Genomic DNA, 24669 nt, shown 5'->3' with positions numbered 1-24669 from the left:
CTTCTAGGGCTGCGGGATGGGCCGTGATCTAACAAGTGAACAAGCAAATGCTGGTAAATCGCCGGAGAAGCGAACGTCGGGTATGCAGCCGGCTCGCCAAGATCCATTTTGGCGCGGGCTCGCTGCCGCGGGATTGCACAATCACGGATATCTCGGACGGGGGCGTGAAAGTGGTGGCGGAATTTCTGGAAGTGCCGCCGCAATTCACCATCATCTTCGCACCCGACTATTCCCGCCAGTGCCGGCTGCGCTGGCGCATCGGCTGCGAATTCGGTGCCGAGTTCACCGATTAGGCTGCGGGGCTGACTTCCTTAACGGGAATTTAGCGTTAATCGGTAAGCATCTCTGATCAGTCGCCGAGTGATCAGAGTATGCCCAAGCGTTTGTCCCGTGCCTCTCGCCCGGCGAGATATCTGTTTTCCGCGCTTCTGATCCTTGCCCTCGGCGGCTGCCAGACCACCGGCATCGAGGACATCACCGGCGCGCTCGGCGGCAAGTCGGACGCCGCGAGCAAGGCCGACGCCAAGCCGGACATGGATGCGTTGCGCGAGCGTTATCGCGCCAAGCCCAGCGATCCCAACATCGCGCTCGAATACGGCAAGGCGCTGCGCGAGACCGGGCAGCGCGCCCAGGCGGTCGCGGTGCTCGAGCAGGCCGTGCTCGGCCATCCCAGCAACAAGGCGCTGCTCGCCGGCTACGGCCGCGCGCTCGCCGACAACGGCAATTTCCAGCAGGCTTTCGACGTTCTGAGCCGCGCGCATTCGCCCGAGGATCCGGACTGGCGTATCCTGTCGGCGCAAGGCGCGGCGCTCGACCAGCTCGGCCGCAACGAAGAGGCGCAGCAATACTACGCGACCGCGCTGAAGATCGTGCCGGACGAGCCGCAGGTTCTGTCCAATCTCGGCCTGTCCTACGTGCTGCAAAACAATCTGCCGAAGGCCGAACAGGTGCTCGGCCGCGCCTATCAGCGCAATCAGAACGATGCGCGGGTCCGTGCCAATCTCGCGCTCGTGCTGGGATTGCAGGGCCGCGAGGCCGAGGCTGAAATCCTCGTGAAGGCAGATTTGCCGCCGGACCAGGCCGCGGCGAAGGTCACGGCGCTACGCCAGCTGCTGGCGAAGAAGCAGCAGCAGCGGGCGGACAAGTAGCCCGCCGTCCGCCTGAATTCCTGTCCTGACGCGTTTTCCTGACGCGAACCGGCATCCGCTTCGCTCGAAAACGCTCTGGCGCTTATGACGCCTTGCGATGCGGGGCGGATGCGCGGCCCGATCGGCCCTTCAGCTTCTTCAGGAGCGGTGCGAGCAGCGAGCGCTTCGGCTTCTTCACCTCGCCGCGCCCGGCGAGGCGGTTCGCCATGTTCTGGAACAGCTCGGTGGTGCGGTGGCTCTTGGAGACCTCCGCGATCATCTGGCCGTTATTGGCCGCGGTCGAGAACAGCTTCGAATCGAACGGGATCACCGCGATCGGCTGGCTCTCCATGGTCTTGGCGAACGACTTGACGTCGATCTCCGCGCGCTTGTGCATGCCGACCTGGTTGATGCAGTACAGCGGCGGCCGGTCGTTCGGCCGCGCCGCCTTCAGCACGTTCAGCATGTTCTTGGTGTTGCGCAAGTTGGCGAGATCGGGCTCGGCCACGATCACGATGTCATCGGCGTTGATCAGCGCGCGCCGCGTCCAGCCCGACCATTGATGGGGGACGTCGAGCACGATGCAGGGCGTGGTCATGCGCAGCGTGTCGAACACCGCGTCGAAGGCTTCCGCGCCGAAATCGTAGACCCGGTCGAGGGTGGCAGGCGCGGCCAAGAGGCTGAGGCGCTCGGTGCATTTGGCGAGCAGGCGCTCCATCAGCGCCGTGTCGGGCCGGTCCTGCGACAGCACCGCGTTGGCGATGCCCTGCACCGGGTCCTGGTTGTAGTCGAGGCTCGCGGTGCCGAAGGCGAGGTCGAGGTCGATCACGACGGAATCGAGCGCGAGGTCGCGAGCGATGGTCCAGGCCACATTGTGCGCGACGGTGGACGCGCCGACGCCGCCCTTGGCGCCGACCACCGCGATGACGCGGCCGGTGATGATGGCTTCGGACGCCGAGAACAGGCTGCAGATCGAACGGACCACGTCGAGCGTTTCGACCGGTCCCACCACATAGTCGTTGACGCCGCGGCGCACCAGCTCGCGATAGGGCGCCGTGTCGTTGGGGTTGCCGATCACGACCACGCGGGTGCCGGGATCGCAGACGCCGGCGAGATCGTCCAGGCCCTCCAGGATGTCGCGCGTGCCGTCGGATTCGATCACGATCACGTTCGGCGTCGGCATCGATTCATAGACTTCGATCGCCGCGGCGAGGCCGCCTTCCTTGGCGGTGAGATGTGCCTTGGCGAGCCGGCGATCCTGCCCGGCCGCCGTCACTGCGGCGAGCGTCTGGTCGGTCTCGCAAAAGGCTTGCACGGAAATGCGAGGAACCGGCGCAATATGCTCCTCGGGGTGCCGCGGATGGTCCGCTTCTTCGTCGTTGACGCTCGTCATCTGCCTGTGTCGCTGAGCTTGGCCTTGTCGGCCTCGGGGTTGGGAGTCGCGACCGGCGTGCCCTTGCGATAGCGTTCGAAGGCGATGTCGCGACGTGCGGTATAGACCGGCGTTTCGGCTCGCGGCTGCTCGAGGTCGGCGGGATTGTCGATCATCGCCGCGAGATTGCGCTGGCTGGCGCAGCCCAGATTGAAGTACGGCTGGTTCTCGTTGTAGCCGGGGTCGAGGATGGACGGACCGATGTCTTCGGGCCACAGCCCGCAGGGGCCGGCGACCGCGGCGATGCGGGAATAGCTCAGGCGGATGGTGGGCAGCAGTCCGGGATCCTCGGGCCGATAGGGATGCTGGACGATGGCACGCGACGGCACGCCGCCGGATGCGAGCACGGAACGGATTTCCCGATAGGTCGCCGCGGCGGAACGCGAATTCGCGGCGTCGATCGGCACGTCGACGACGACGGAGCCGGTGCCTTCGCGCACCCAGTCCCGGGCGATGCCCGCGACGTCGGCGTGCTGTGCGGCCGAGAGGCCGCCTCTCGCCTTGCCGACGAAAATCACGATCGACTTCTTGGCCTCCTGCACCGCGATCGGATGGCGCTGGCGGTAATCGGTCGGCACCGTCTGGGTGACGATCTCGCCCGTGGTGTTGCACGCACCCAGCATGACGGAGAGCCCCGTCAGCACCAGCGCGACGCTTAAGCCGCGACGTCGATCGGCCATGGTCTTCGTCATCGCTTGATCCCCTCTTGCCCCGATCCTTGCCCCGTTCCCCAAGCCGTCCGTCGGTCTCAGTCGATGATGAAGCCGAAATCGCCGCGGGCGCCGTCAATCGGATCGACGCGGCGCGCGATGCCATAGAGGCGGTTCATGCGGCCGAGCAGCGCCGTCTGCGCGTCCGAGGCCGGCGCGAAGCCGTCGTCGGGCCGCGACAATTCCTTCTGGGCGACCGCGCGCACCACATAGGGCGTCACGATCACCATCAGCTCGGTCTCGTTGTTGACGAAGTCCTGGCTGCGGAACAGCGCGCCGATGATTGGCACCTGGTCGACGCCGGGCAGGCCGTTGATCGCCTGCTTGGTCTGCTGCTGGATCAGGCCGGCCATCGCCATCGAGCCGCCCGAGGGAATTTCGAGCGTGGTCTCGGCGCGGCGGGTCTGGATCGAGGGGATGGTGATCGAGCTGGTCTGGCCCGCGGACACCGCCTGCGTCACAGAGATGGCGTTCTGATTCGACAGCTCCGAGACTTCGGTCATCACGCGCAGGCTGATACGTCCCTCGCTCAACACGACCGGCGTGAAGTTCAGGGAGATGCCGAATTTCTTGTAGGTGATCTGGGTGGTACAGACGTGAGTGACCGGATCGCAGGAATAGCCCGCAGGGATCGGGAATTCGCCGCCGGCAATGAAAGTGGCGGACTCGCCGGAGATCGCCGTCAGGCTCGGCTCGGCCAGCGTCCGCATCACGCCGGCGCTTTCCATCGCGCGCATCGTTGCGTTGACGGTGGCCACGCCTTTTGCCAGTCCGGTAAGACCGAGCCCGTTGCTGCTGACGAGCGGGCCGCCAGAGACCGAGAACGGGTTGGAATTGTTGAAGTTCACGACCGCGGTGCCGGCATTCAGGCTGGCGCTGAGATCGACGCCCAATTGCTTGACGATGTCGCGGCGCACTTCGCCGACGACGACCTTGAGCATCACCTGGTCGCGGCCGCGCACCACGATGTTGTTGACCACCTTGTCGGAGCCGCCGACCAGCTTGGCGGCGACGTCGCCGGCCTGCTGCGCCTCGACCGGGCTCGACACCGAGCCGGTCAGCATCACGCTGTCGCCGACGCCTTCAATCTGCACGCCCGGCAACGACTGGCGCAGCGCGGCACGCATGCCGTTGAGGTCGCGCTTCACAGCGATGTCGTAGGCGGCGACCTGCTGGCCGTCGGCGGTGAAGAACACGACGTTGGTCTGGCCGACCTGGCCGCCGATGATATAGGCGCGCTGGGCCGAGCGGATCACCGCGTTGGCGATCTTGGGATCGGCCACCAGCACATCCTTGACATCGCGGGGCAGGTCGATGACGACCGACTTGCCGACGCCGAGCGACAGGAAACGCGTCTTCGCCGGCGCGATCGTCCCGACCGACGCCACGCCGAGATCCGGCGCCTGCATCGGCGCCTGGTCGCCGACCGGCGTTTCGGCGGCGCTGACCAGGCTAGGCGCTGCGAGCAGCCCCAGCGTCAACATCGCCCCCACCCAGAACGTGCGTGCGCGATTCCCCCGAATGCGCAAGCCCGCCCGATCATCCCCGTAGTTCATTGTGTCCCCATCACTTCTGTGACGTCTGTTGTCGCACCTGTACGCCGTAGCGGATCACGTTGACGCCGCCGGAACGCTTGATCGCCACGTCCTCGGCCGTGAGCTCGGTTGCGTTGGCATCGACGATGCTCCGCAGCGCAAGCTGGAGCGTGCCGCCCTGGCGCGCCGCGGCGAGCGTTGCGACCTGATCCGGCTTGAGCTCGAGCGTGACGGTCTTGCCGAGCACGGCGTTCTGTCCGTCCTTTTCCTTCGGCGCCTGGTCGATCGCGAGCACGCGGATGTTGCTCAGGATGACCTCGGACAGGATGAGGTCGTTGCCGCCGGTCGTGCCGTTGGGGTCGGGATTCTTCAGGCGGCGGGTCAGGACGATGTCGACGCGGTCGTTCGGCAGGATGAAGCCGCCGGCGCCGGTCTCGGCTGAAATCTCGGTGGAAACGGCGCGCATGCCCGACGGCAGTATCGCGGCCATGAAGCCGGAGCCTTCGGCCTTGACCAGCTTCTGCTCGCGGATCGGCTCGCCCTGCATCAACGGCACGCGCGCGATCGAGCCGACGATCTGGTTCTGCGCTTCGGGCCTGCTGTCGCGGCGGATGAAGGCGCCGCTCGCAGTCGCCGCCGGCCATACCTGCCATTGCAGGTCCTCCGGCTTCACATACTGGCCGAGCCCGATGTCGTTCTTCGCGACCAGGATCTCGACCGTCGGCAGGTTCTCGGCGACGGGCTGAACGGGCGCGGGCTTGCTGTCATAACCGCTCGCCAGATACGCAGCGACGCCGCCGGCGCCCAGCGCGATGACGAGAACGACAATGCGTGCGGTATTCATACGCCTCTACTCTTACGCGGGGCACTCGAACCGCACGTGGCGGGTTCCCCTGTGTCGATGAGTAGGGAGTAAAAGTATAAGGGGTGTTGCGAGGCCGAATGCGATGACCGGCCACGGCCCGAGTTCTGGGCAGATGGTGAACGGCGCGTTATTCGGTCGGCCAGCGGCCCCGTAGATTCACGCAGTACGAGACGTTCGTCCGAACGATGCGCGCGGCGTCATGGTGAACGGGTGGTTAGTGATGGTGGTTTGAAGCCATGCCGTCATGGCAGCGTGTCGCTGTATCCGCGACAACGCTGGTGGTCCGTCATCCTGAGGTGCTCACCTTGCGATGCTACGCATCGCAAGGTGAGCCTCGAAGGATGCACGGCCGGGATGCAGCCGGGCCGTCGCCCTTCGAGGCTCGCCCAGCAGCGCAATTGCGCCGCTAAGCTCGCACCTCAGGGTGACGGTGATGGATTGGCGTCGCGGGACTCCTGAGTGTGTGGCCCGGATGGAGCGCAGCGCAATCCAGGCCACGAAGCGACAGGCGCCTTACTTCCCCCGCTTCTGCTCGATCGTGTCCCAGACCTTCGCCGCGACGTCCGGGCCGCCGAGCCGCGCGATGGCGCGGATGCCCGTTGGCGAGGTCACGTTGATCTCGGTGAGGTTGCCGTTGATGACGTCGATGCCGACGAACAGGAGGCCGCGCTCACGCAGCGCCGGGCCGAGGGTGGCACAGATCTCGCGTTCGCGCGGGGTGAGCTCGGTCTCCTGCGCCGCGCCGCCGCGCACCATGTTGGAGCGGAGGTCGTCGGCGGCGGGCACACGGTTCACCGCGCCGGCGAACTCGCCGTTGACCAGGATGATGCGCTTGTCGCCGTGCTTCACCTCGGGGATGAACTGCTGGATCACCCAAGGCTCCTTGAACGTGACCGAGAACATGTCGAACAGCGAGCCGAAATTCATGTCCTGCGGCATCACGCGGAACACCGCCGCGCCGCCATGGCCGTGCAGCGGCTTCATCACGACGGCGCCGTGCCTGTCCCGGAACGCGTTGATCTCATCCAAGTCGCGCGAGATCAGGGTCGGCGGCATCAGCTGCGGGAAGTTCATCACGAACAGCTTTTCCGGTGCGTTGCGCACCGAGGCCGGATCGTTGACGACCAGCGTCTTCGGATGGATGCGCTCCAGGAAATGCGTCGAGGTGATGTAGGCGAGGTCGAACGGCGGGTCCTGGCGCAGCAGCACCACGTCGAAGCCGTTCAGCGCCTCGCGCTTGGGCTCCCCGAGGGTGAAATGATCGCCCGGCTCGTCGCGCACGGTCAGCAGCTGCACCGGCGCGACCAGCTCCTCGCCGACCATCGAGAGTTTGTCGGGCGTGTAATAGGACAGGCCGTGGCCGCGGTTCTGCGCCTCCAGAAGCAGCGCAAAGGTGGAATCGCCCTTGATATTGATGCGAGCGATGGGGTCCATCTGGACGGCGACGTTCAGTTTCATGGTCTGCCTTTCAGGTCGAGGCGTCGAATGCTGCCAACACATGGCGCGGAAGTGATCGCGGCGCAATCAGCATGGCGTCGAATCGCAATTCGAATTCGGCATGCTCGGGATGCGCTACGAGCCAGCCTTGCGCGGCGTCGATGATGCGCTGCTGCTGGCGCGGCGTCACGGCGAAGGCGGCATCGTCCAGGCTCGCGCGGGCCTTGACCTCGACGAAGGCGATCAGGTTGCGCCGGCGCGCCACGATGTCGATCTCGCCATGCGGGGTGCGATAGCGCTTGGCGAGGATGCGATAGCCCTTGGCCATGAGATAGGCGGCGGCGCGGCTCTCGGCCGAGATGCCGGTGCGGAACGCGGCGACGCGCTCGGGCGAGGGGACCTTCGGTTCCGCTCCGCCCTCAGTCTTCGCCATCGCCGCCCCGCAAATCTCTTGCGAGCTCGAGTGCGCGGGCATAGACCTCGCGCCGCGGCCGGCCGGACAGCTCGACGGCATGGGCCACGGCGTCCTTGACGCTGTGCGTGGCCAGCTGCGCGCGCAGGAGATCGTCGAGCGCATCCGATGTCAGCATCTCGGCGTCTGCCGCAGGCGGCGCGATCACCAGCACGAACTCGCCGCGCGTCTCTAGCGTATCCGCTTCGCGTGCCAGCTCGTTCAGCGTCGCGCGCGAAATCTCCTCGTGCAGCTTCGTCAGCTCGCGGCAGATCGCGGCCTCGCGCGTCCCCATGATCTCGGCGAGCTCGGCGAGCGTGTCCTGCACGCGGTTGCCGGATTCGAACATCACCAGCGTCGCATCGATGCGGGCAAGCTCGGTGAGGCGGCTTCGCCGCGCGGCGGATTTCGCCGGCAGAAAGCCCTCGAAGAAGAAGCGGTCGGTCGGCAGCGCCGCGACCGACAGCGCCGCCAGCACCGAGGACGGGCCGGGCAGCGCGTAGACGGCATGGCCGGCGGCGCAGACCTCGCGCACCAGCTTGAAGCCGGGATCGGAGATCAGCGGCGTGCCGGCGTCCGACACCAGCGCGACCGAGCCGCCTTGTGAAAGCCGCTCCAGGATCTTCGGGCGCGCGGCCTCGGCATTGTGCTCGTGGTAGGGCTTGAGCTGCGCGGAAATGTCGTAGCGCTCGGTCAGGCGCCGCGTGATGCGGGTGTCCTCGCAGGCGATGACGTCGACGCCGGCGAGCGTCTGAAGCGCGCGCAGCGTGATGTCGCCGAGATTGCCGATCGGGGTCGCGACCAGATAGAGCCCCGCGGCCGCTTTCGGCGCCGCAAGACGATGGGCATCGATGGAGAAGCCGCGCGGGGCGGCGTCTGTGCCTTCAGGCGTATTTATCGGAGCCGGCTTTGCGCGCATAATGAAACGAACTTAGGCATGATCCACGGGGCTGGGAACCGGTCCTCCGAAAAAGATCGTGCCGGGGCAAGAGGTCAAGCGAGGGGCGGGGCAAGGGTTGAAGAGGACGGGAATGTGATCCATCCGGGATCACATTCGAGAGGGGATCAAGCGCCAGCGCCATATTCGCGGCGGAAACGCCGCCTTGATGCTGGGTGACGAACGGCGAACAGCTAACCGGGAATTGATGTGCGGCGGCGTTAAGCGATCATTATCCTTTTGTTTTGGTTAACTATTTGCCGACAATATGCCTGAATCCGCGGCTTCTGTCGCGGCAAGTTTGTGTGACCGGCTGGCGACGGCAGGTCAGAAGAGAAGCTGCCATGCTGGGCCCGCGTCATCCAACGTCTTCCGATCCGGGGCCCCAATCGTCGGGTGCGACCCGGCGGAGCGCGCTCGGCCTGTTGCTCGGCGCGCCGCTGCTGTCGGCCTGCGCCGGCGTGCAGCAGAGCCTCAGCCAGTTCTCCAATCCCTTCAGCAGCTCCTCCGCGCCCCCGGCTCAGCCGGCCGGCCCGCCGCAACAGGCCACGACCGCCGGCACCGGCGGGGTGAAGGTTGCCGTGATCCTGCCGCTCTCGGCCGCCGGCAACGCCGGCCTCGCCGCGCAGTCCATGCGCAACGCCGCCGAGATGGCGCTGGCCGAATTCCAGAATCCGAACATCCAGCTGCTGATCAAGGACGACAATGGCAGCCCGCAAGGCGCGCAGGCAGGTGCGCAGCAGGCGGTCGACGAGGGCGCCGAGATCATCCTGGGACCGCTGTTTGCGCAGTCGGTGCCGGCGGTGGCGCAGGTCGCGCGCACGCGCGGCATTTCCGTCATCGCGTTCTCGACCGATTCCAGCATCGCCGGCCGCGGCGTCTATCTGCTGAGCTTCCTGCCGGAGTCCGACGTCAACCGCATCGTCGAATATTCCGCCAGCATCGGAAAGCGCTCCGTCGCCGTGCTCGTGCCCGACAATGCCTATGGCAACGTGGTCGAGGCCGCGGTGAAGGCGGCGGTGCCGCGGCGTGGCGGCCGCATCGTCGCGTTCGAGAGATACGGTGCCGATCGCGCCACGCCGGCGCGCACCGTGGCGCAACAGCTCGGCAGCGCCGATGCGCTGTTCATCGCCGATGACGGCGACGCCGTCGTCACGGTGGCGGATGCGATGACCGCGGCGGGCGCGAATTTGCGCAACATCCAGCTGCTCGGTACCGGCCTGTGGGACAGTCCGCGCGTCTATGCGAGCTCGGCCCTGCAAGGCGGTCTCTATGCCGCGCCGGATCCGGCCGGCTTCCGCGCTTTCTCCGGCCGCTACCGCACCAAATACGGCGCCGAGCCGATTCGTACCGCAACGCTCGCCTATGATGCGGTCGCCCTCGTCGCCGCGCTCGCGCGCACGCAAGGCACCACGCGCTTCTCGTCCGACGTGCTCACCAACCCCTCCGGCTTTGCCGGCATCGACGGCCTGTTCCGCTTCCGCGCCGACGGCACCAACGAACGTGGCCTCGCGGTGATGAAAGTGACGACCGGCGGCGGCGTCGCGGTCGCGGGCTCGCCGAAGAGTTTTGGGGCGTGATGGCTTCGTAGCTATCGTAGGGTGGGCAAAGGCGCACTTGCGCCGTGCCCACCATCTATCCGCAAGTTGCATCGAGGCGGTGGGCACGCTTCGCTTTGCCCACCCTACGGCAACTCGCTAAGCCGCCAGATCCGCGACCACCGCATCGAGCACCGGGAATCCGCTGCTCGTCACGCGCAGCCGTCCCGTCGCGTCGACAATGATCGCGCCTTCCTCGCGCAGCAGCGCGATGCGCTTGGGATCGAGCGGGCGGCCGGAGAGGGCGGTGTAGCGCTCGGGGTCGATGCCTTCGGCGAGCCGGAGTCCCATCAGCAGGAATTCGTCGGCGCGCTCCTCGCTGTTGAGGAGATCGTCGGTGACGACGCCGTGGCCGCTGGTCTCGACCCGCATCAGCCAGGCTTCGGGACGCTTCTCGGTGGCGGTGGCGTGCCTGATACCGTCGATGTCGAGCCGGCCGTGCGCGCCGGGGCCGATGCCGGCATATTCCTCGCCGCGCCAGTAGACCAGATTGTGCCGGCACTCGGCGCCGCGCCGCGCGTGATTGGAGATCTCGTAGGCGGGCAGGCCGAGCTTGTCGCAGGTCTCCTGCGTGACGTCGTAGAGCGCGCGCGCGACCGCCTCATTCGGCGTCTTCAATTTGCCGGCCTGGTGCAGGCCGAAGAACGGCGTGCCTTCCTCGATCGTCAATTGATAGAGCGACAGATGCTCGGCCGCTTCCTCGATCGCGAGACGCAGCTCATCGGCCCACATCGCCGGCGTCTGGTCGGGGCGGGCGTAGATGAGGTCGAACGAATAACGGTCGAACGAGCGGCGCGCGATGGCGACCGCATCCAGCGCTTCGCGCGCGCTGTGCATGCGGCCCAGCGCCTTCAGCGAAGCATCGTCGAGCGCCTGCACGCCGAGCGAGACGCGGTTGACGCCGGCGGCGCGATAGCCGGCAAAGCGCGTGGCCTCGACGCTGGTCGGGTTTGCTTCCAGCGAGACCTCGACGTCCTTCGCCACCGTCCAGTGCTTGCCGATCGCATCGAGCACGGCGCCGACGGTCGCAGGCTGCATCAGGGACGGCGTGCCGCCGCCGAGGAAGATCGAGGTGACCTCGCGGCCGGGCGCGCGCTGCGCGGTCGTTTCGATCTCGCGCGCGAAGGCGGAGGCGAAGCGCGCTTCGTCGATCGCGACGTGGCGGACATGGCTGTTGAAGTCGCAATAGGGGCATTTCGACAGGCAGAACGGCCAGTGCACGTAGACGCCGAAGGCTTCCTTAGCGCGGCTCAAGGCAGATCTCCGCCAGTTTCACGAAGGCGCGGGCGCGGTGCGACAGGCCGAGGCCGAGCGGCGGCAGCCCGTGCTTCTCGATGCTTTCCATCTCGCCAAAGGTGCGGGTGTGACCGTCGGGCAGGAACATCGGATCGTAGCCGAAACCGGATGTGCCGCGCGGCGGCCAGACCAGCGTGCCGTCGACGCGCGCCTCGACCTCTTCGAGATGATCGTCGGGCCAGGCGACGCAGAGCGCGGAGACGAAGTGCGCCTTGCGCTTGTCGGGCGTGGTCGCGCCGCGCTCCTGCAACAGGCGCTCGATCCGCGTCATCGCCGCAGTGAAATCCTTGGTCGGGCCGGCCCAGCGCGCACTGTAGATGCCGGGCGCGCCGTCGAGCGCGTCGACCATGATGCCGGAATCATCGGCGAAGGACGGAAGCTTGGACGCCCGCGCCGCCGCGATCGCCTTGATCGCGGCGTTGCTGCGGAAATCGTTGCCGGTCTCGTCCGGCTCGTGAAGGCCGAGCTCGCCGGCCGACACCGCCTCGATGCCGTGAGGCGCCAAAAGCTCCTTCATCTCGGCGAGCTTGCCGGGATTGTGGGTGGCGATGACGAGCTTTCCGGTGATTCGGCGGTGCATGGGCCTATTGACTACGCGACAGCCAGTTTCTGCAAGTCCACGAGGCGCGCGACGCCCTTGCGCGCCAGCGCCATCAGCGCCAGGAACTCGGCTTCGGTGAACGGCTCCCGTTCCGCGGTGCCCTGCACCTCGATGATGCGGCCGTCGCCGGTCATGACGAAATTGGCGTCGGTCTCGGCCTCGGAATCCTCGGCATAGTCGAGGTCGAGCACGGGGTTGCCGTTGTAGATGCCGCAGGAGATCGCGGCGACGTTGTCGCGCAGCACGTTGGCCTTGACCATGTTGCGCGCCTTCATCCAGTTGACGCAGTCGGCGAGCGCGACCCAGGCGCCGGTGATCGAGGCCGTGCGCGTGCCGCCGTCGGCCTGGAGCACGTCGCAATCGACCGTGATCTGGCGCTCGCCGAGCGCTTCGAGATTGATGATGGTGCGCAGCGAGCGGCCGATCAGGCGCTGGATCTCGACGGTGCGGCCGCTCTGCTTGCCGGCGGAGGCCTCGCGGCGGGTGCGTTCCGAGGTCGCACGCGGCAGCATGCCGTATTCGGCGGTGACCCAGCCGCGGCCCTGGCCCTTCAGCCACGGCGGCAGGCGGTCCTCCAGCGTGGCGGTGACCAGCACATGGGTGTCGCCGAATTTCACCAGGCAGGAGCCTTCCGCATATTTGACCACGCCGCGCTCCAGCGTCACGGGGCGCAATTCGTCGGGCGCACGGCGGCTTGGCCGCATGGAAAATCCTCCAAAACTCACGTGAATAGGCTGTTCGCGGTGCTTGTAGGTGGGGTGAGGGTGAGCGGCAAGGCCTTTTCGGTCCCCAGCCAAGTGCAAAACCACGCTTGTCATGGACCTCCCGGATGGACAAATTATAAGCATCTGAGAGGAGTTGCCGTCTGTGGCCCATCACGATCCGATCCATCTGATCGCGCCGCGCGCAGGCCTCGCCCAGCTGAATGAGCGTTCCCGCGACATCTTTCGTCAGATCGTCGAAAGCTACCTCGCGACCGGCGAGCCGGTGGGCTCGCGGAACATCTCACGCCTGATCGCGATGCCGCTGTCGCCGGCCTCGGTCCGCAACGTCATGGCCGACCTGGAACAGCTCGGCCTGATCTATGCCCCTCATACCTCCGCCGGCCGGCTGCCGACGGAACTCGGCCTGCGCTTCTTCGTCGACGCCTTGATGCAGGTTGGCGACCTCAATGACGCCGAGCGGCAGTCGATCCAGAGCCAGCTCACCTCCGTCGGTCAGGCGCAGTCGGTCGAGGCGGCACTGGACCAGGCGCTGACCCGGCTGTCGGGCCTGACCCGCGCCGCCGCAGTGGTGCTGACGCCGAAATCCAACGCGCGGCTGAAACACATCGAATTCGTCCGGCTGGAACCGGAAAAGGCGCTGGTGATCCTGGTCGGCGAGGACGGCCAGGTCGAAAACCGCGTGCTGACGTTGCCGCCCGGAGTTCCCTCTTCGGCGATCACCGAGGCCGGCAATTTCCTCAACGCGCGGATTCGCGGCCGGACCCTGGCCGAGGCGCGGCTCGAGCTCGAGACCGCGCTCGCGGAAGCCCGTGCCGAGCTCGATCAGCTGACGCAGAAGGTGATTTCGGCCGGGATCGCCAGCTGGTCCGGCGGCGAGAACGAGGACCGCCAGCTCATCGTCCGCGGCCACGCCAATCTGCTGGAAGACCTGCACGCGCTGGAGGATCTGGAGCGGGTGCGCCTCTTGTTCGACGATCTCGAGACCAAGCGCGGCGTGATCGACCTGCTCGGCCGCGCCGAAACCGCCGAGGGCGTGCGCATCTTTATCGGTTCGGAGAACAAACTGTTTTCCCTGTCGGGCTCCTCCACCATCATCTCGCCCTATCGGGATGCCGCCGGCCACATCGTCGGCGTTCTGGGCGTGATCGGGCCGACACGGCTGAATTATGCCCGCGTGATCCCGACCGTGGACTACGCCGCCCGCATCGTCAGCCGCCTTCTGGGGGGCTGACCGGCGTTTGAGCCGATCACGGGCGCTTGATTTTCGGCGCCCGAAGCACGATATCCGGGCCAGAAAAATCCCTGAGACAAATTCGAAAAGAGAGCCGATGACCGATCGAGACCGGCAACCCGAAGACACGACCGAGCCGACCAGCGAGCCCGTGGTGTCGAAGCCCTACATCATGCCCGACGATCCCGAGCCGGGCTCGGTCGAACTGTTGCAGAAGGAAGCCGCCGAGGCGCGCGACCGCATGCTGCGGACGCTGGCGGAGATGGAGAATCTGCGCAAGCGCACCACCAAGGAGGTCGCCGACGCCCGTCTCTACGGCATCACCGGCTTTGCCCGCGACGTGCTCGACATCGCCGACAATCTCCAGCGCGCGCTCGACGCGGTTCCGGCCGAGGCCCGTGCCGCGGCCGATCCCGGCCTGACCTCGCTGATCGAGGGCGTCGAGCTCACCGAGCGCTCGCTGCTCAACGCGCTGGAAAAGCATGGCGTGAAGAAATTCGACCCCTCGGGCCAGAAGTTCGACCCGAACTTCCAGCAGGCGATGTTCGAAGTGCCGGATGCGTCGGTGCCCGCAGGTACGGTCGTGCAGGTCATGCAGGCCGGCTACACCATCGGCGAGCGCGTGCTGCGTCCGGCTCTCGTCGGTGTCGCCAAGGGCGGCGCGAAGGCTGCGGCCGCGGCGAACAACAACGAGTCGAGCGGCGCGCCGAACTGAGTTTTGGCGTCATTCCGGGTTCGATGCTTCGCATCGCCCCGGAATGACAGCGCGAAACGCTTACGCGCCGGCCGCGATATCCGCAGACTGAATCCGCTTCACGCCGGCCTTGGCCATGTCGGCCCAGGCTTTTGCCAGCGAGCCCTGCGTGTCGATGCCGCGGCAGGCATCTTCCACGACATAGACCTCAAAGCCCGCCTTGCGCGCGTCGAGCGCGGTCCAGGCGACGCAGAAATCCGTCGCGAGGCCAGCGACGAAGACGCGCTTGATCTTGCGGCCCTTCAAATAGCCGGCGAGGCCGGTCGAAGTCTTGCCGTCGGCTTCGAGGAAGGCCGAATAGCTGTCGACGTCCTTGTGAAAACCCTTGCGGATGATGAGCTCGGCATGCGGGATCGAAAGGTCCTTCGACAGCGAGGCGCCGTCGGTGCCCTGCACGCAATGGTCGGGCCACAGCACCTGCTTGCCGTAAGGCAGGTCGATGGTCTCGAACGGCTTCTTGCCGGAGTGTACCGACGCAAACGAAACGTGGCCGGGCGTGTGCCAGTCCTGCGTCATCACCACATTCGAAAATGCTTTGGAGATCTTGTTGATGACGGGCACCACCTGCTCGCCTTCCTTCACCGCGAGGCTGCCGCCCGGCAGGAAGCAGTTCTGCACGTCGATCACGAGCAGCGCGGATGCGTCGTCCGGCTTGATCGACGCGGCTGCCAGAAGTGCGGTTGGCGCGAGCGTCGCCAGCGCCGTCGTTCCCAGCGCCGCCAACAAGATATGTCGCCGATCCAGCATCGTTCGCCTCCCTCCAGGATGATCCAATGGAGGGAAGCCTAGTTCCGTTCGTATACGAACAGAAGCCCGAAAATGCAGCCGGTTCTGTCCAGCGCTTGGGCGTGTTGCCCCAATCTCACTGTCGTCCCGGACAAGCGCGCCCAAAGCGCGCGTAGATCCGGGACCCATACCCCCAGGAAGATGTTTGGCGAAGACTCAGAGTTTGGTACTGCAACCGACCAAAGCCGCGAGATCACGCGGTATGGGACCCCGCCCTCGCGGGGACGACAGTTGAGTGTGTTGGAGCGCCTCGGGCTACCCCTTCGGCTGGATGCCGTCGCGCACGGCGCGGAAGCGGGTGAAGGCGGCGGACCACTGGTCGCGCGGGGCGCTGGCGATGATGCGCAGCGAGGCGCCGCCGCTTGAGAAGCGGATCCACTGCACCACGGTCACCGGGGTCTTGTCCTTGCCGCTGACGCCGTCGATTCGGGTCTCGAAACCCTGCTGGCCGTTGATGCGGATCGGCTCGGACATGGTGACGCGCGACTCGCGCACGCCGGGGATCTGGAGCGCCGCCTCCTGGGCAAAGCGGGCGCGGTCGTCGGCCTGCTGCGGGGTGGCGCCGATCAGGCCGAGGATCATGAACGGTTTCGATTCATAGCCCGTGCTCTCGTCGCCGTCGGCCAGGATGATGCTAGAGCCCGGCGCCAGCGTGCGGATGTCCTTGAAATTGGCGAGATCGGTGATCTTGAACGGCATCAGCGCGATCTGCTCCTCGGCCGAGACCTGCTTGCGGGTGACGGCGCTTGCAAACATCTGCCGCACCGCCTCGTCGGTGTAGATCTTGGTGGCGTTCTCCGGGATCTGCACCGCGACATAGCCGGAGAAGCCGGCGCCCGGCACGATCATCGAATAGCGCTTCACCGGGGTCTCGCCGGCCTTGCCGCTTTCGGTGGTGAAATAGGCAAGGCCCGCGGGGGTCTCGATCTTGTCCTGCCTGACACCGCTGGCGCCGGCCGGGTTGGAATTGAAGGCGCTCGCGACCTCGCCATAGGCGGCCGGCGGCAGCTCGGTGATCAGCACCTTGACGGTGCCGTCCTCGCTCTCGAAGCCCGGAAAGGTCTTGGCCGTGCTGAGGCCGATCAGCGGCACCATGCCGAGGCGCAAGCCGGGGGGGAAAACGGCGTCGGCCGCAAAGGCCGGAAGTGCGGAGGCAATGAGGAGGGCGAGCGCGGCGAGGGGGCGGGTCAGCTTCATGGGCACTCTGATTGGTTCATATTGAGGCCGTTCGATGGTGGGTCACTGGGCCGCTTTGTCGCGCGAAGCAGCCTCGGCGGCGGCTGTCCGGCCGCCCGCCTTTTAGCGGGTTTGGCCCCGGCGCAACAGGGCGGGACCGATCACGGTGGCGGGGTGCCGGCGAAGGACCGGACCTGTTAATAATTCCTCACCCGCAAGGGCGATCCAGCCCGGATATGTTCTTCCAAAACCCAATGTTTTCACGGCCGAAACTTGCGTTCGGTCCTTGCGGGCCCCTCCCCCCCTCCTATATGAGCCTCAATCATCGCAATATCGCGGATGTTTGATCTTAGGGGGTTTCGGTTCGGGTGCCTTCTGGGCCCAGCCAGCCTGCCGCAAAAACAAGGATATCAGGACCATGGGAAAGGTCATTGGGATCGACCTCGGCACCACGAATTCGTGCGTCGCCGTAATGGATGGCAAGAACGCCAAAGTCATCGAGAATTCCGAGGGCATGCGCACGACGCCTTCGATCGTCGCCGTCACTGACGACGGTGAGCGCCTCGTCGGCCAGCCGGCCAAGCGCCAGGCCGTCACCAATCCCGAGCGCACCTTCTTCGCAGTGAAGCGCCTCATCGGCCGCCGCTACGACGACCCGATGGTCGAGAAGGACAAGAAGCTCGTTCCGTACAAGATCGTGAAGGCTTCCAACGGCGATGCCTGGGTCGAGGCCGACGGCCAGACCTACTCGCCCTCGCAGGTCTCGGCGTTCATCTTGCAGAAGATGAAGGAGACCGCGGAAGCCCATCTCGGCCAGAAGGTCGACCAGGCCGTCATCACCGTTCCCGCCTACTTCAACGACGCCCAGCGCCAGGCGACCAAGGACGCCGGCAAGATCGCGGGCCTCGAAGTGCTGCGCATCATCAACGAGCCGACCGCGGCCGCGCTCGCTTATGGTCTGGACAAGACCAAGGCCGGCACGATCGCCGTGTACGACCTCGGCGGCGGCACGTTCGATATCTCCATTCTCGAAATCGGCGACGGCGTGTTCGAGGTGAAGTCGACCAACGGCGACACCTTCCTCGGCGGCGAAGATTTTGACATGCGCCTGGTCGGCTATCTGGCCGACGAGTTCCAGAAGGAGCAGGGCATCAACCTGCGCAACGACAAGCTCGCTTTGCAGCGCCTGAAGGAAGCCGCTGAAAAGGCCAAGATCGAGCTGTCCTCGACCACGCAGACCGAGATCAACCTGCCCTTCATCACGGCGGACCAGACCGGGCCGAAGCATCTGACGATGAAGCTCACCCGCGCCAAGTTCGAGGCGCTGGTCGACGACCTCATCCAGAAGACCGTCGAGCCCTGCCGCAAGGCACTGAAGGACGCCGGCGTCACCGCCGGTGAGATCGGCGAAGTGGTGCTGGTCGGCGGCATGTCTCGGATGCCGAAGGTCCAGGAAGTCGTGAAGCAGCTGTTCGGCAAGGAGCCGCACAAGGGCGTCAATCCCGACGAGGTCGTCGCGATCGGCGCTGCGATCCAGGCCGGCGTGCTCCAGGGCGACGTCAAGGACGTGCTGCTGCTCGACGTGACCCCGCTGTCGCTGGGCATCGAGACGCTGGGCGGCGTGTTCACCCGCATCATCGACCGCAACACCACGATCCCGACCAAGAAGAGCCAGGTGTTCTCGACCGCCGAGGATAACCAGAACGCGGTCACCATCCGCGTCTTCCAGGGCGAGCGTGAAATGGCGGCCGACAACAAGATGCTCGGCCAGTTCGACCTGATGGGCATTCCGCCGGCCCCGCGCGGCATGCCGCAGATCGAGGTGACCTTCGACATCGACGCCAACGGCATCGTCAATGTGTCCGCCAAGGACAAGGCGACCGGCAAGGAGCAGCAGATCCGCATCCAGGCCTCCGGCGGTCTGTCCGAAGCCGACATCGACAAGATGGTCAAGGACGCCGAAGCCAATGCGGCCGCCGACAAGAAGCGCCGCGAGGCGGTCGACGCCAAGAACCATGCCGATGCGCTGGTGCATTCCACCGAGAAGGCGCTGGCCGAGCACGGTTCGAAGGTCGCCGAGACCGAGCGCCGCGCCATCGAGGATGCCGTGAGCGACCTCAAAGAAGCGCTGAAGGGCGACGATGCCGAGGCGATCAAGGCCAAGACCAACACGCTGGCCCAGGCTTCGATGAAGCTCGGCGAGGCCATGTACAAGCAGCAGGCCGAGGCCGACGCCAAGAAGGATGCGGCCAAGGACGACGTCGTCGACGCGGAATTCACCGAGGTCGACGACGACAAGAACAACAAGAAGTCCGCCTAGAGCCCGCGAGGGTCATGATGCGGACGGCTTGGACCCCACACACCTCTTCAGCCTCCCCCTTCGCGGGGGAGGCTTCCGTGTCCAGGTCGACGGGCGCCGCTCCCGTTACGATCGATCAATTTCCAGCCGTTATTCTCAACACTGCCATGCTGCCCTCTGCCGCAAAGCGGAGGGGCGCCTATATCGTTGCGTGGCAACGTTGTTTCGCCCCGGTTTGAATCGCGATTGGATAGACCGAGTTCAACATGTCCACGTCCACCAAGCGCTGCTACTACGAGACCCTCGAAGTCGAACGTGACGCCGACGAATCCAAGTTGAAGTCGTCGTTCCGCAAGCTCGCGATGAAATTCCACCCCGACCGCAATCCCGGGGACGACACCAGCGAGGTCAAGTTCAAGGAAATCAACGAGGCCTACGAGGTCCTGAAGGACAAGGACAAGCGCGCGGCCTATGACCGTTTCGGCCATGCGGCCTTCGAGCAGGGCGGTCCTGGCGGCGGTGCCGGTTTCGGCGCGGGCTTCGCCTCCTCCTTCTCCGATATTTTCGAGGACCTGTTCGGCATGGCCGGACAGCGTGGCCGCGGCGGCCGCGAGCGCGGCGCCGACCTGCGCTACAACATGGAAATCACGCTCGAGGAAGCCTTTGGCGGCAAGACCGCGCAGATCGAGATCCCGGTCTCGGTCACCTGCGAGGCCTGCTCGGGCATCGGCGCCAAGGCCGGCACCAAGCCGAAGACCTGCTCGTCCTGCGGCGGCGCCGGCCGCGTGCGGCAGTCGCAGGGCTTCTTCACGCTGGAGCGGACCTGTCCGGGCTGCCAGGGCCGCGGCCAGATGATCGAGGACGCCTGCCCGTCCTGCTCGGGCCAGGGCCGTGTGACCCGCGAGCGGACGCTGTCGGTCAACATTCCCCAGGGTGTCGAGGACGGCACGCGGATCAGGCTCGCCGGCGAGGGCGAGGCCGGTGTCCGGGGCGGCCCGCCCGGCGACCTCTATATCTTCCTGTCGCTGGCCCAGCACCAGTTCTTCCAGCGCGACGGCGCCGATCTGCATTGCCGGGTGCCGATCTCGATGGTGACGGCCGCCCTTGGCGGCGAATTCGAGGTGCCGACCATCGAGAAGGGCAAGGCCAAGGTGAAAGTGCCCGCCGGGACCCAGTCCAACCGTCGATTCCGCATTGCATCAAAAGGCATGCCGGTGCTGCGCTCGCGCCAGACGGGTGACATGTACGTTCAGGTCGTGGTCGAAACCCCGCAGAATCTCACCAAAAAGCAGCAGGAATTGCTGGCCGAGTTCGAAAAGCTCTCCTCCGGCAACACCCAGCCGGAATCCGAGGGCTTCTTCGCCAAGGTCAAGGATTTCTTCGGTAATCGGGCGAATTGACTCGTCTTGACCGTATCGCCTTCGGCCTATACGTCTTTATGACCATTTTCTGACACGCCGCGGTCGCGCGGTCCCGTCCGGTCCAGACATGCCATTGCCATCGTCCGCGCGTGCGTTGAAGAAGCCCCGTCTCGATGACGAGGTGCGCTTTCTCAGATCGTGGATTGAAAAGCCCCTCCACATGGGCGCAGTGATGCCGTCGGGCAAGCTGCTGGCCCGGACCATGGCGCATTACGTCGACGTCAACTCGGACGCACCTGTGGTCGAGCTCGGCCCCGGTACTGGCGCCATCACCTCGGCCCTGGTCGAACGTGGCGTCGACCAGAAGCGTCTCGTCCTCGTCGAGTACAATCCCGGCTTCTGCGCGCTGCTGCGCGACCGCTATCCGCAGGCCAAGGTCGTGCAGGGCGATGCCTATCGCCTGCGCGACACGCTCTGGAACGTGCTGAGCGCGCCGGCATCCGCAGTCGTCTCCGGCCTGCCGCTCGTCACCAAACCGATGCTGACGCGGCTGCGGCTCGTTCGCGACGCTTTCACGGCGCTCGCGCCCGGCGCGCCCTTCGTCCAGTTCACCTATGCGGTGGTGCCGCCGATCCCGAAATCGCTGCCCGGCGTGTCCACAGAGGCCTCGGAACGGATCTGGATGAACCTTCCGCCGGCCCGCGTCTGGGTGTATCGCAAGGATTAATTCCGCCGGCATTCGTCTTTGCGCGGCGGGCTCGTTTCGCCGAACGCATTGGATCGGATGTCCGCACCCAAAATCCTGGTCATTCCCGGCTCGCTGCGCACCGGCTCGCACAATGCGAAGCTGGCCGCGGTCGCCGCCTATGAATTCGCCCAGGCCGGCGTCGACGTCACCCGCATCTCGCTCGCCGATTTTCCGCTGCCGATCTACGACGGCGATCTCCAGGCCAAGTCAGGCGTGCCCAAGCACGCGATCAACCTCAAGCGCATGATCGGCGCGCATCATGGCGTGCTGATCGTTTCGCCCGAATACAATGCCTCGGTGCCGCCGCTGCTGAAGAATGCGATCGACTGGGTCAGCCGCGTGCACGAGCTGCACGAGGCGCGCGGCGAGGTGTTCCGCAACCGCCCCTTCGCGCTCGCCGGCGCCTCGCAGAGCCGGCTCGGCACGGCCCGCGCGCTCCAGGCGTTGCGGCTGATCCTGACCTCCTGCCACGCCAATGTGATTGCCAGCCAGCTCACGCTCGCCTTTGCCGGAGAGGCCTATGACGATATGGACAGGCTGAAGAACGAGGGCGATATCGCCGCGTTGAAGGAGCTGGTAGCGCAGTTGATCGACGTTTCCCAACGCATGATGTGAGGTGACATGACGCCAGCCGAGATCGCCCCGAAGGACCGCCTGATCGTTGCGCTCGATCTGCCGAGCGTCGATGCCGCGGAGGCGATGATCGCAAAGCTCGGCGACAGCGTCACGTTCTACAAGATCGGCTATCGCCTCGCTTATGCCGGCGGCTTGCCGCTCGTAGCCAGGCTCGCCGACAAGGGCAAGAAGGTCTTTCTCGATCTCAAGCTGCACGACATCGGCAACACCGTGGCGCAAGGCGTCGAGAGCATCACCAGGCTGGGCGCGACCTTCCTCACCGTGCACGCCTATCCGCAGACCATGAAGGGCGCCGTCGAAGGCCGCGGCAGCTCGAACCTGAAGATCCTCGCCGTCACTGTGCTGACCTCCTACAACGAGGACGATCTCCACGCGGCAGGTTTCCGGCTCGGCGTCTCCGAGCTCGTCGAAGCGCGCGCGCAGCAGGCGCAGGTGCTTGGCATCGACGGGCTGGTGTCGTCGCCCGAGGAAGTGGGCGCCTTGCGCAAGATCGTCGGCCACCAGATGAGCCTCGTCACGCCCGGCATCCGGCCGGCGGGCTCGGCAAGTGGCGATCAGAAACGCATCATGACGCCGGGCCGTGCGATCACCGCGGGCGCCGATTATCTCGTCGTCGGGCGCCCGGTGGTGGAAGCCACCGAGCCCAAGGCGATTGCAGAAGCCATCCAGGCCGAGATCGCGCAGGCGCTGGGCTGATCAACAACACAGGGAGAAGAACAATGGCAAAAGGCTACTGGATCGGGCGCGTCGATGTGAACAATGACGAGGGCTACAAGCCTTATGTCGTCGCCAACGGTACGATCTTCAAGAAATGGGGTGGCCGCTTCGTCGTCCGTGGCGGCAAGTTCACCACCGTCGAGGGCGCCAGCCGCACCCGCAACGTCGTGATCGAATTCCCGGACTACGAGACCGCGATCGCCTGCTACAACTCGCCGGAATATCAGGCCAACATCAAGGTGCGCCAGCCGCACTCGGTCGCCGACCTCATCATCATCGAGGGCTATGACGGCCCGCAGCCGGGGTAGGATTTGAGGCGCGATCTTTCTCTTGCCCTCCCCTGGAGGGGGAGGGTCGCTGAGCATGCAGCGAAGCGGAATGCGCAGCGGGGTGGGGTGATCTCTCCACTCGGGCACTGTTCGTCGCGGAGAGACCGTCACCCCACCCCGCTCGCGCTGCGCGCGATCGACCCTCCCCCTCCAGGGGAGGGCAAGAGCGGCTGCTCGGCCTAATCCCTCCCTCGGTTGCCGGAACTGCATCCCCCCGCTACAACGGCTCCGAAGAGGATCACACCATGTCCGACATGCGCTTGATTGTTGCTGGAGCCGGCGGCCGGATGGGCCGGGCGCTGACCCGGGCGATTGCGGAGAGCAAAGGCGCGGTGCTGGCCGGCGCGCTGGAGGCGCCGGGCTCCGAGCTGCTCGGCAAGGATGCCGGCGTGCTCGCGGGCCTGCCGGCCAATGGCATCAAGGTCTCGGCCGATCTCTGGGCGATGTCGAAGGATGCCGACGGCATCCTCGATTTCACCGTGCCGGCCGCGACCATCGCCAACGTCGCGATCGCCGCCGAGCGCGGCATCGTGCATGTCGTCGGCACCACCGGGCTTTCGAGTTCCGACAACGCCGTGATCAAGAGCGTGACCAATCGCGCGGTCGTGGTGCAGTCCGGCAATATGAGCCTGGGCGTCAACCTGCTCGCCGCGGTGGTCAAGCGCGTCGCCATGGCGCTCGACGAGAGCTTCGATATCGAGATCGTCGAAACCCACCACCGCATGAAGATCGACGCGCCCTCGGGTACGGCGCTGATGCTGGGGCAGGCGGCGGCGGCCGGCCGCGGCATCTCGCTCGACGAGCATGCCGCGCGCGGCCGCGACGGCATCACCGGCGCGCGCCGGCCCGGCGACATTGGCTTCGCCTCCTTGCGCGGCGGCACCGCGGCCGGCGACCATAGCGTCAGCTTCCTCGGCCCGTTCGAGCGCCTGACGCTGTCGCATCAGGCCGAGGACCGCATGCTGTTCGCGCACGGCGCGCTGAAGGCGGCGCTGTGGGCGCATGGCAAGAAGCCGGGGCACTACTCCATGGCCGACGTGCTCGGCCTCTCCGACATCTGAACGAAAATAACGGAAAGTCATCAATGAGCGAACGTCTTCTCGTGCTCGTCCGCCACGGCCAGAGCGAATGGAATCTGAAGAACCTGTTCACGGGGTGGAAGGATCCGGATCTCACCGAGCTCGGCGTCGCGGAGGCCAGGGAAGCCGGCCGCAAGCTGAAGGCGCAAGGACTCGTGTTCGACGTGGCCTACACGTCAGTGCTGACGCGCGCGCAGCACACGCTCGATCTCATCCTCGGCGAGCTCGGCCAGGAGGGTCTGCCCACGGAGAAGAACCTCGCGCTGAACGAGCGCGACTATGGCGATCTCTCCGGCCTCAACAAGGACGACGCCCGCAAGAAATGGGGCGAGGACCAGGTGCTGATCTGGCGCCGCTCCTACGACGTGCCGCCGCCCGGCGGCGAAAGCCTGAAGGACACGCTCGCGCGCGCATTGCCGTACTATGTTCAGGAGATCCTGCCCAGCGTGCTCAACGGCAAGCGCACGCTGGTCGCCGCCCACGGCAACTCGCTGCGCGCGCTGATCATGGTGCTTGAAAAGCTGTCGCCGGAGGGCATCCTGAAGCGCGAGCTCGCGACGGGTGTGCCGATCATCTACCGGCTCAATGCGGATTCGACGGTGGCCTCGAAGCTGGATCTGGCGGGGTAAAGACGGTCGCGCGAGAGGCGGTGGAGCCGGCCAAACACTCGGTGTCGTCCTGGCGAAAGCCAGGACCCATAGCCACCGTCACCAGTTTTGCGATGACTGGTGGTTGGCAGTCGATGCCGCAACATCTCCCTGGGGTAATGGGTCCCCTGAGTTCACAAACGAAGTGCAACACTTCCAACTGGAGGTGTTGCCATGGGGCGGACTTACAAA

At 66.0% G+C, this 24669-nt stretch carries 25 protein-coding genes; 13 read left to right on the top strand and 12 right to left on the bottom strand.

Annotated elements, in window-relative coordinates:
• Window positions 1–47 precede the first annotated feature (47 nt).
• The gene (locus tag XI09_RS26285) at window positions 48–293 is read left to right on the top strand and encodes a PilZ domain-containing protein (protein ID WP_130364001.1); all 246 of its coding nucleotides are present in this window, start codon (window positions 48–50) and stop codon (window positions 291–293) included.
• Window positions 294–371: 78 nt separating this feature from the next.
• Window positions 372–1148 carry a tetratricopeptide repeat protein gene (locus tag XI09_RS26280; RefSeq protein WP_271569429.1) on the top strand — a complete coding sequence of 259 codons (777 nt, stop codon included), beginning with the start codon at window positions 372–374 and terminating at the stop codon, window positions 1146–1148.
• Window positions 1149–1230: 82 nt separating this feature from the next.
• Here the strand turns inward: XI09_RS26280 and XI09_RS26275 are convergent, their stop codons facing one another.
• From XI09_RS26275 to rsmI, 7 genes are all read right to left on the bottom strand, one after another.
• Complete coding sequence (locus tag XI09_RS26275) at window positions 1231–2520, bottom strand: AAA family ATPase (RefSeq protein WP_271569428.1); 1290 nt, start codon at window positions 2518–2520, stop codon at window positions 1231–1233.
• The gene (locus tag XI09_RS26270) at window positions 2517–3251 is read right to left on the bottom strand and encodes a CpaD family pilus assembly protein (RefSeq protein WP_271569427.1); all 735 of its coding nucleotides are present in this window, start codon (window positions 3249–3251) and stop codon (window positions 2517–2519) included. The genes XI09_RS26275 and XI09_RS26270 overlap by 4 nt, the downstream gene beginning before the upstream one ends.
• Before the next feature lie 56 nt (window positions 3252–3307).
• The gene (locus XI09_RS26265; protein WP_271569426.1) at window positions 3308–4825 is read right to left on the bottom strand and encodes a type II and III secretion system protein family protein; all 1518 of its coding nucleotides are present in this window, start codon (window positions 4823–4825) and stop codon (window positions 3308–3310) included.
• A gap of 10 nt (window positions 4826–4835) precedes the next feature.
• On the bottom strand, window positions 4836–5648 hold the full coding sequence (cpaB, locus tag XI09_RS26260) for a Flp pilus assembly protein CpaB (protein ID WP_271569425.1): 813 nt from the start codon (window positions 5646–5648) through the stop codon (window positions 4836–4838).
• Between the two features lie 534 nt (window positions 5649–6182).
• Entirely contained in the window at window positions 6183–7127 is a 945-nt protein-coding gene (gene gshB, locus XI09_RS26255) for a glutathione synthase (RefSeq protein WP_271569424.1), read from the bottom strand.
• A 10-nt stretch (window positions 7128–7137) separates the two neighbouring features.
• The gene (locus tag XI09_RS26250) at window positions 7138–7539 is read right to left on the bottom strand and encodes a YraN family protein (protein ID WP_271569423.1); all 402 of its coding nucleotides are present in this window, start codon (window positions 7537–7539) and stop codon (window positions 7138–7140) included.
• Window positions 7526–8476 (bottom strand): 16S rRNA (cytidine(1402)-2'-O)-methyltransferase, encoded by a 951-nt coding sequence (rsmI, locus tag XI09_RS26245; protein ID WP_271569422.1) that lies wholly within the window; start codon window positions 8474–8476, stop codon window positions 7526–7528. Before rsmI ends, XI09_RS26250 begins: the two co-directional genes overlap by 14 nt.
• Window positions 8477–8838: 362 nt before the next feature.
• On the opposite strand from rsmI, the gene XI09_RS26240 reads away from it, so the two are divergent.
• Window positions 8839–10074: a penicillin-binding protein activator gene (locus tag XI09_RS26240; protein ID WP_271569421.1), complete on the top strand. Its 1236-nt coding sequence runs from the start codon at window positions 8839–8841 to the stop codon at window positions 10072–10074.
• 117 nt (window positions 10075–10191) lie between these two features.
• Here the strand turns inward: XI09_RS26240 and hemW are convergent, their stop codons facing one another.
• Genes hemW through rph form a run of 3 tightly spaced genes read right to left on the bottom strand, consistent with a single transcriptional unit; the run spans window position 10192 to window position 12693 of the window.
• Window positions 10192–11346: a radical SAM family heme chaperone HemW gene (hemW, locus tag XI09_RS26235; protein WP_271569420.1), complete on the bottom strand. Its 1155-nt coding sequence runs from the start codon at window positions 11344–11346 to the stop codon at window positions 10192–10194.
• Window positions 11333–11968, bottom strand: coding sequence for an RdgB/HAM1 family non-canonical purine NTP pyrophosphatase (rdgB, locus tag XI09_RS26230; protein WP_271569419.1), 636 nt, complete (start codon window positions 11966–11968; stop codon window positions 11333–11335). Before rdgB ends, hemW begins: the two co-directional genes overlap by 14 nt.
• 11 nt (window positions 11969–11979) lie before the next feature.
• A complete protein-coding gene (gene rph / locus XI09_RS26225; RefSeq protein WP_092193461.1) occupies window positions 11980–12693 on the bottom strand; it encodes a ribonuclease PH in 714 nt (237 codons plus the stop codon).
• A 163-nt stretch (window positions 12694–12856) separates the two neighbouring features.
• On the opposite strand from rph, the gene hrcA reads away from it, so the two are divergent.
• The gene (gene hrcA, locus XI09_RS26220) at window positions 12857–13945 is read left to right on the top strand and encodes a heat-inducible transcriptional repressor HrcA (RefSeq protein WP_027543757.1); all 1089 of its coding nucleotides are present in this window, start codon (window positions 12857–12859) and stop codon (window positions 13943–13945) included.
• Window positions 13946–14042: 97 nt separating this feature from the next.
• Window positions 14043–14660: a nucleotide exchange factor GrpE gene (gene grpE, locus XI09_RS26215; protein ID WP_271569418.1), complete on the top strand. Its 618-nt coding sequence runs from the start codon at window positions 14043–14045 to the stop codon at window positions 14658–14660.
• A gap of 60 nt (window positions 14661–14720) precedes the next feature.
• Here the strand turns inward: grpE and pncA are convergent, their stop codons facing one another.
• Both pncA and XI09_RS26205 read right to left on the bottom strand, forming a co-directional pair.
• On the bottom strand, window positions 14721–15446 hold the full coding sequence (pncA, locus tag XI09_RS26210; RefSeq protein WP_271569417.1) for a bifunctional nicotinamidase/pyrazinamidase: 726 nt from the start codon (window positions 15444–15446) through the stop codon (window positions 14721–14723).
• 294 nt (window positions 15447–15740) lie between these two features.
• Window positions 15741–16682, bottom strand: coding sequence for a hypothetical protein (locus tag XI09_RS26205; RefSeq protein WP_271569416.1), 942 nt, complete (start codon window positions 16680–16682; stop codon window positions 15741–15743).
• A gap of 397 nt (window positions 16683–17079) precedes the next feature.
• Between XI09_RS26205 and dnaK the strand changes: the two genes are divergently transcribed.
• The 8 genes from dnaK (at window position 17080) to XI09_RS26165 (ending at window position 24459) form a co-directional block, all read left to right on the top strand.
• A complete protein-coding gene (gene dnaK, locus XI09_RS26200; protein WP_271569415.1) occupies window positions 17080–18981 on the top strand; it encodes a molecular chaperone DnaK in 1902 nt (633 codons plus the stop codon).
• A 245-nt stretch (window positions 18982–19226) separates the two neighbouring features.
• Window positions 19227–20360 carry a molecular chaperone DnaJ gene (gene dnaJ / locus XI09_RS26195; RefSeq protein ID WP_271569414.1) on the top strand — a complete coding sequence of 378 codons (1134 nt, stop codon included), beginning with the start codon at window positions 19227–19229 and terminating at the stop codon, window positions 20358–20360.
• A gap of 88 nt (window positions 20361–20448) precedes the next feature.
• Entirely contained in the window at window positions 20449–21048 is a 600-nt protein-coding gene (locus XI09_RS26190) for a class I SAM-dependent methyltransferase (protein WP_092190255.1), read from the top strand.
• A gap of 57 nt (window positions 21049–21105) precedes the next feature.
• Window positions 21106–21684 (top strand): NADPH-dependent FMN reductase, encoded by a 579-nt coding sequence (locus XI09_RS26185; RefSeq protein WP_027543752.1) that lies wholly within the window; start codon window positions 21106–21108, stop codon window positions 21682–21684.
• A 6-nt stretch (window positions 21685–21690) separates the two neighbouring features.
• Window positions 21691–22401 carry an orotidine-5'-phosphate decarboxylase gene (gene pyrF / locus XI09_RS26180; RefSeq protein WP_271569413.1) on the top strand — a complete coding sequence of 237 codons (711 nt, stop codon included), beginning with the start codon at window positions 21691–21693 and terminating at the stop codon, window positions 22399–22401.
• Window positions 22402–22424: 23 nt separating this feature from the next.
• Entirely contained in the window at window positions 22425–22730 is a 306-nt protein-coding gene (locus tag XI09_RS26175; protein WP_271569412.1) for a DUF1330 domain-containing protein, read from the top strand.
• 266 nt (window positions 22731–22996) lie between these two features.
• Window positions 22997–23812: a 4-hydroxy-tetrahydrodipicolinate reductase gene (gene dapB, locus XI09_RS26170; protein ID WP_271569411.1), complete on the top strand. Its 816-nt coding sequence runs from the start codon at window positions 22997–22999 to the stop codon at window positions 23810–23812.
• Between the two features lie 23 nt (window positions 23813–23835).
• The gene (locus XI09_RS26165; RefSeq protein WP_027543748.1) at window positions 23836–24459 is read left to right on the top strand and encodes a 2,3-bisphosphoglycerate-dependent phosphoglycerate mutase; all 624 of its coding nucleotides are present in this window, start codon (window positions 23836–23838) and stop codon (window positions 24457–24459) included.
• Window positions 24460–24669 lie beyond the last annotated feature (210 nt).

This window comes from Bradyrhizobium sp. CCBAU 11386, assembly GCF_028128955.1.
In the GTDB taxonomy this organism is placed as follows: Bacteria; Pseudomonadota; Alphaproteobacteria; order Rhizobiales; family Xanthobacteraceae; genus Bradyrhizobium.
The sequence above is the reverse complement of the archived record's forward strand: the minus strand, read 5'-3'. Positions and strand labels throughout refer to the sequence as shown.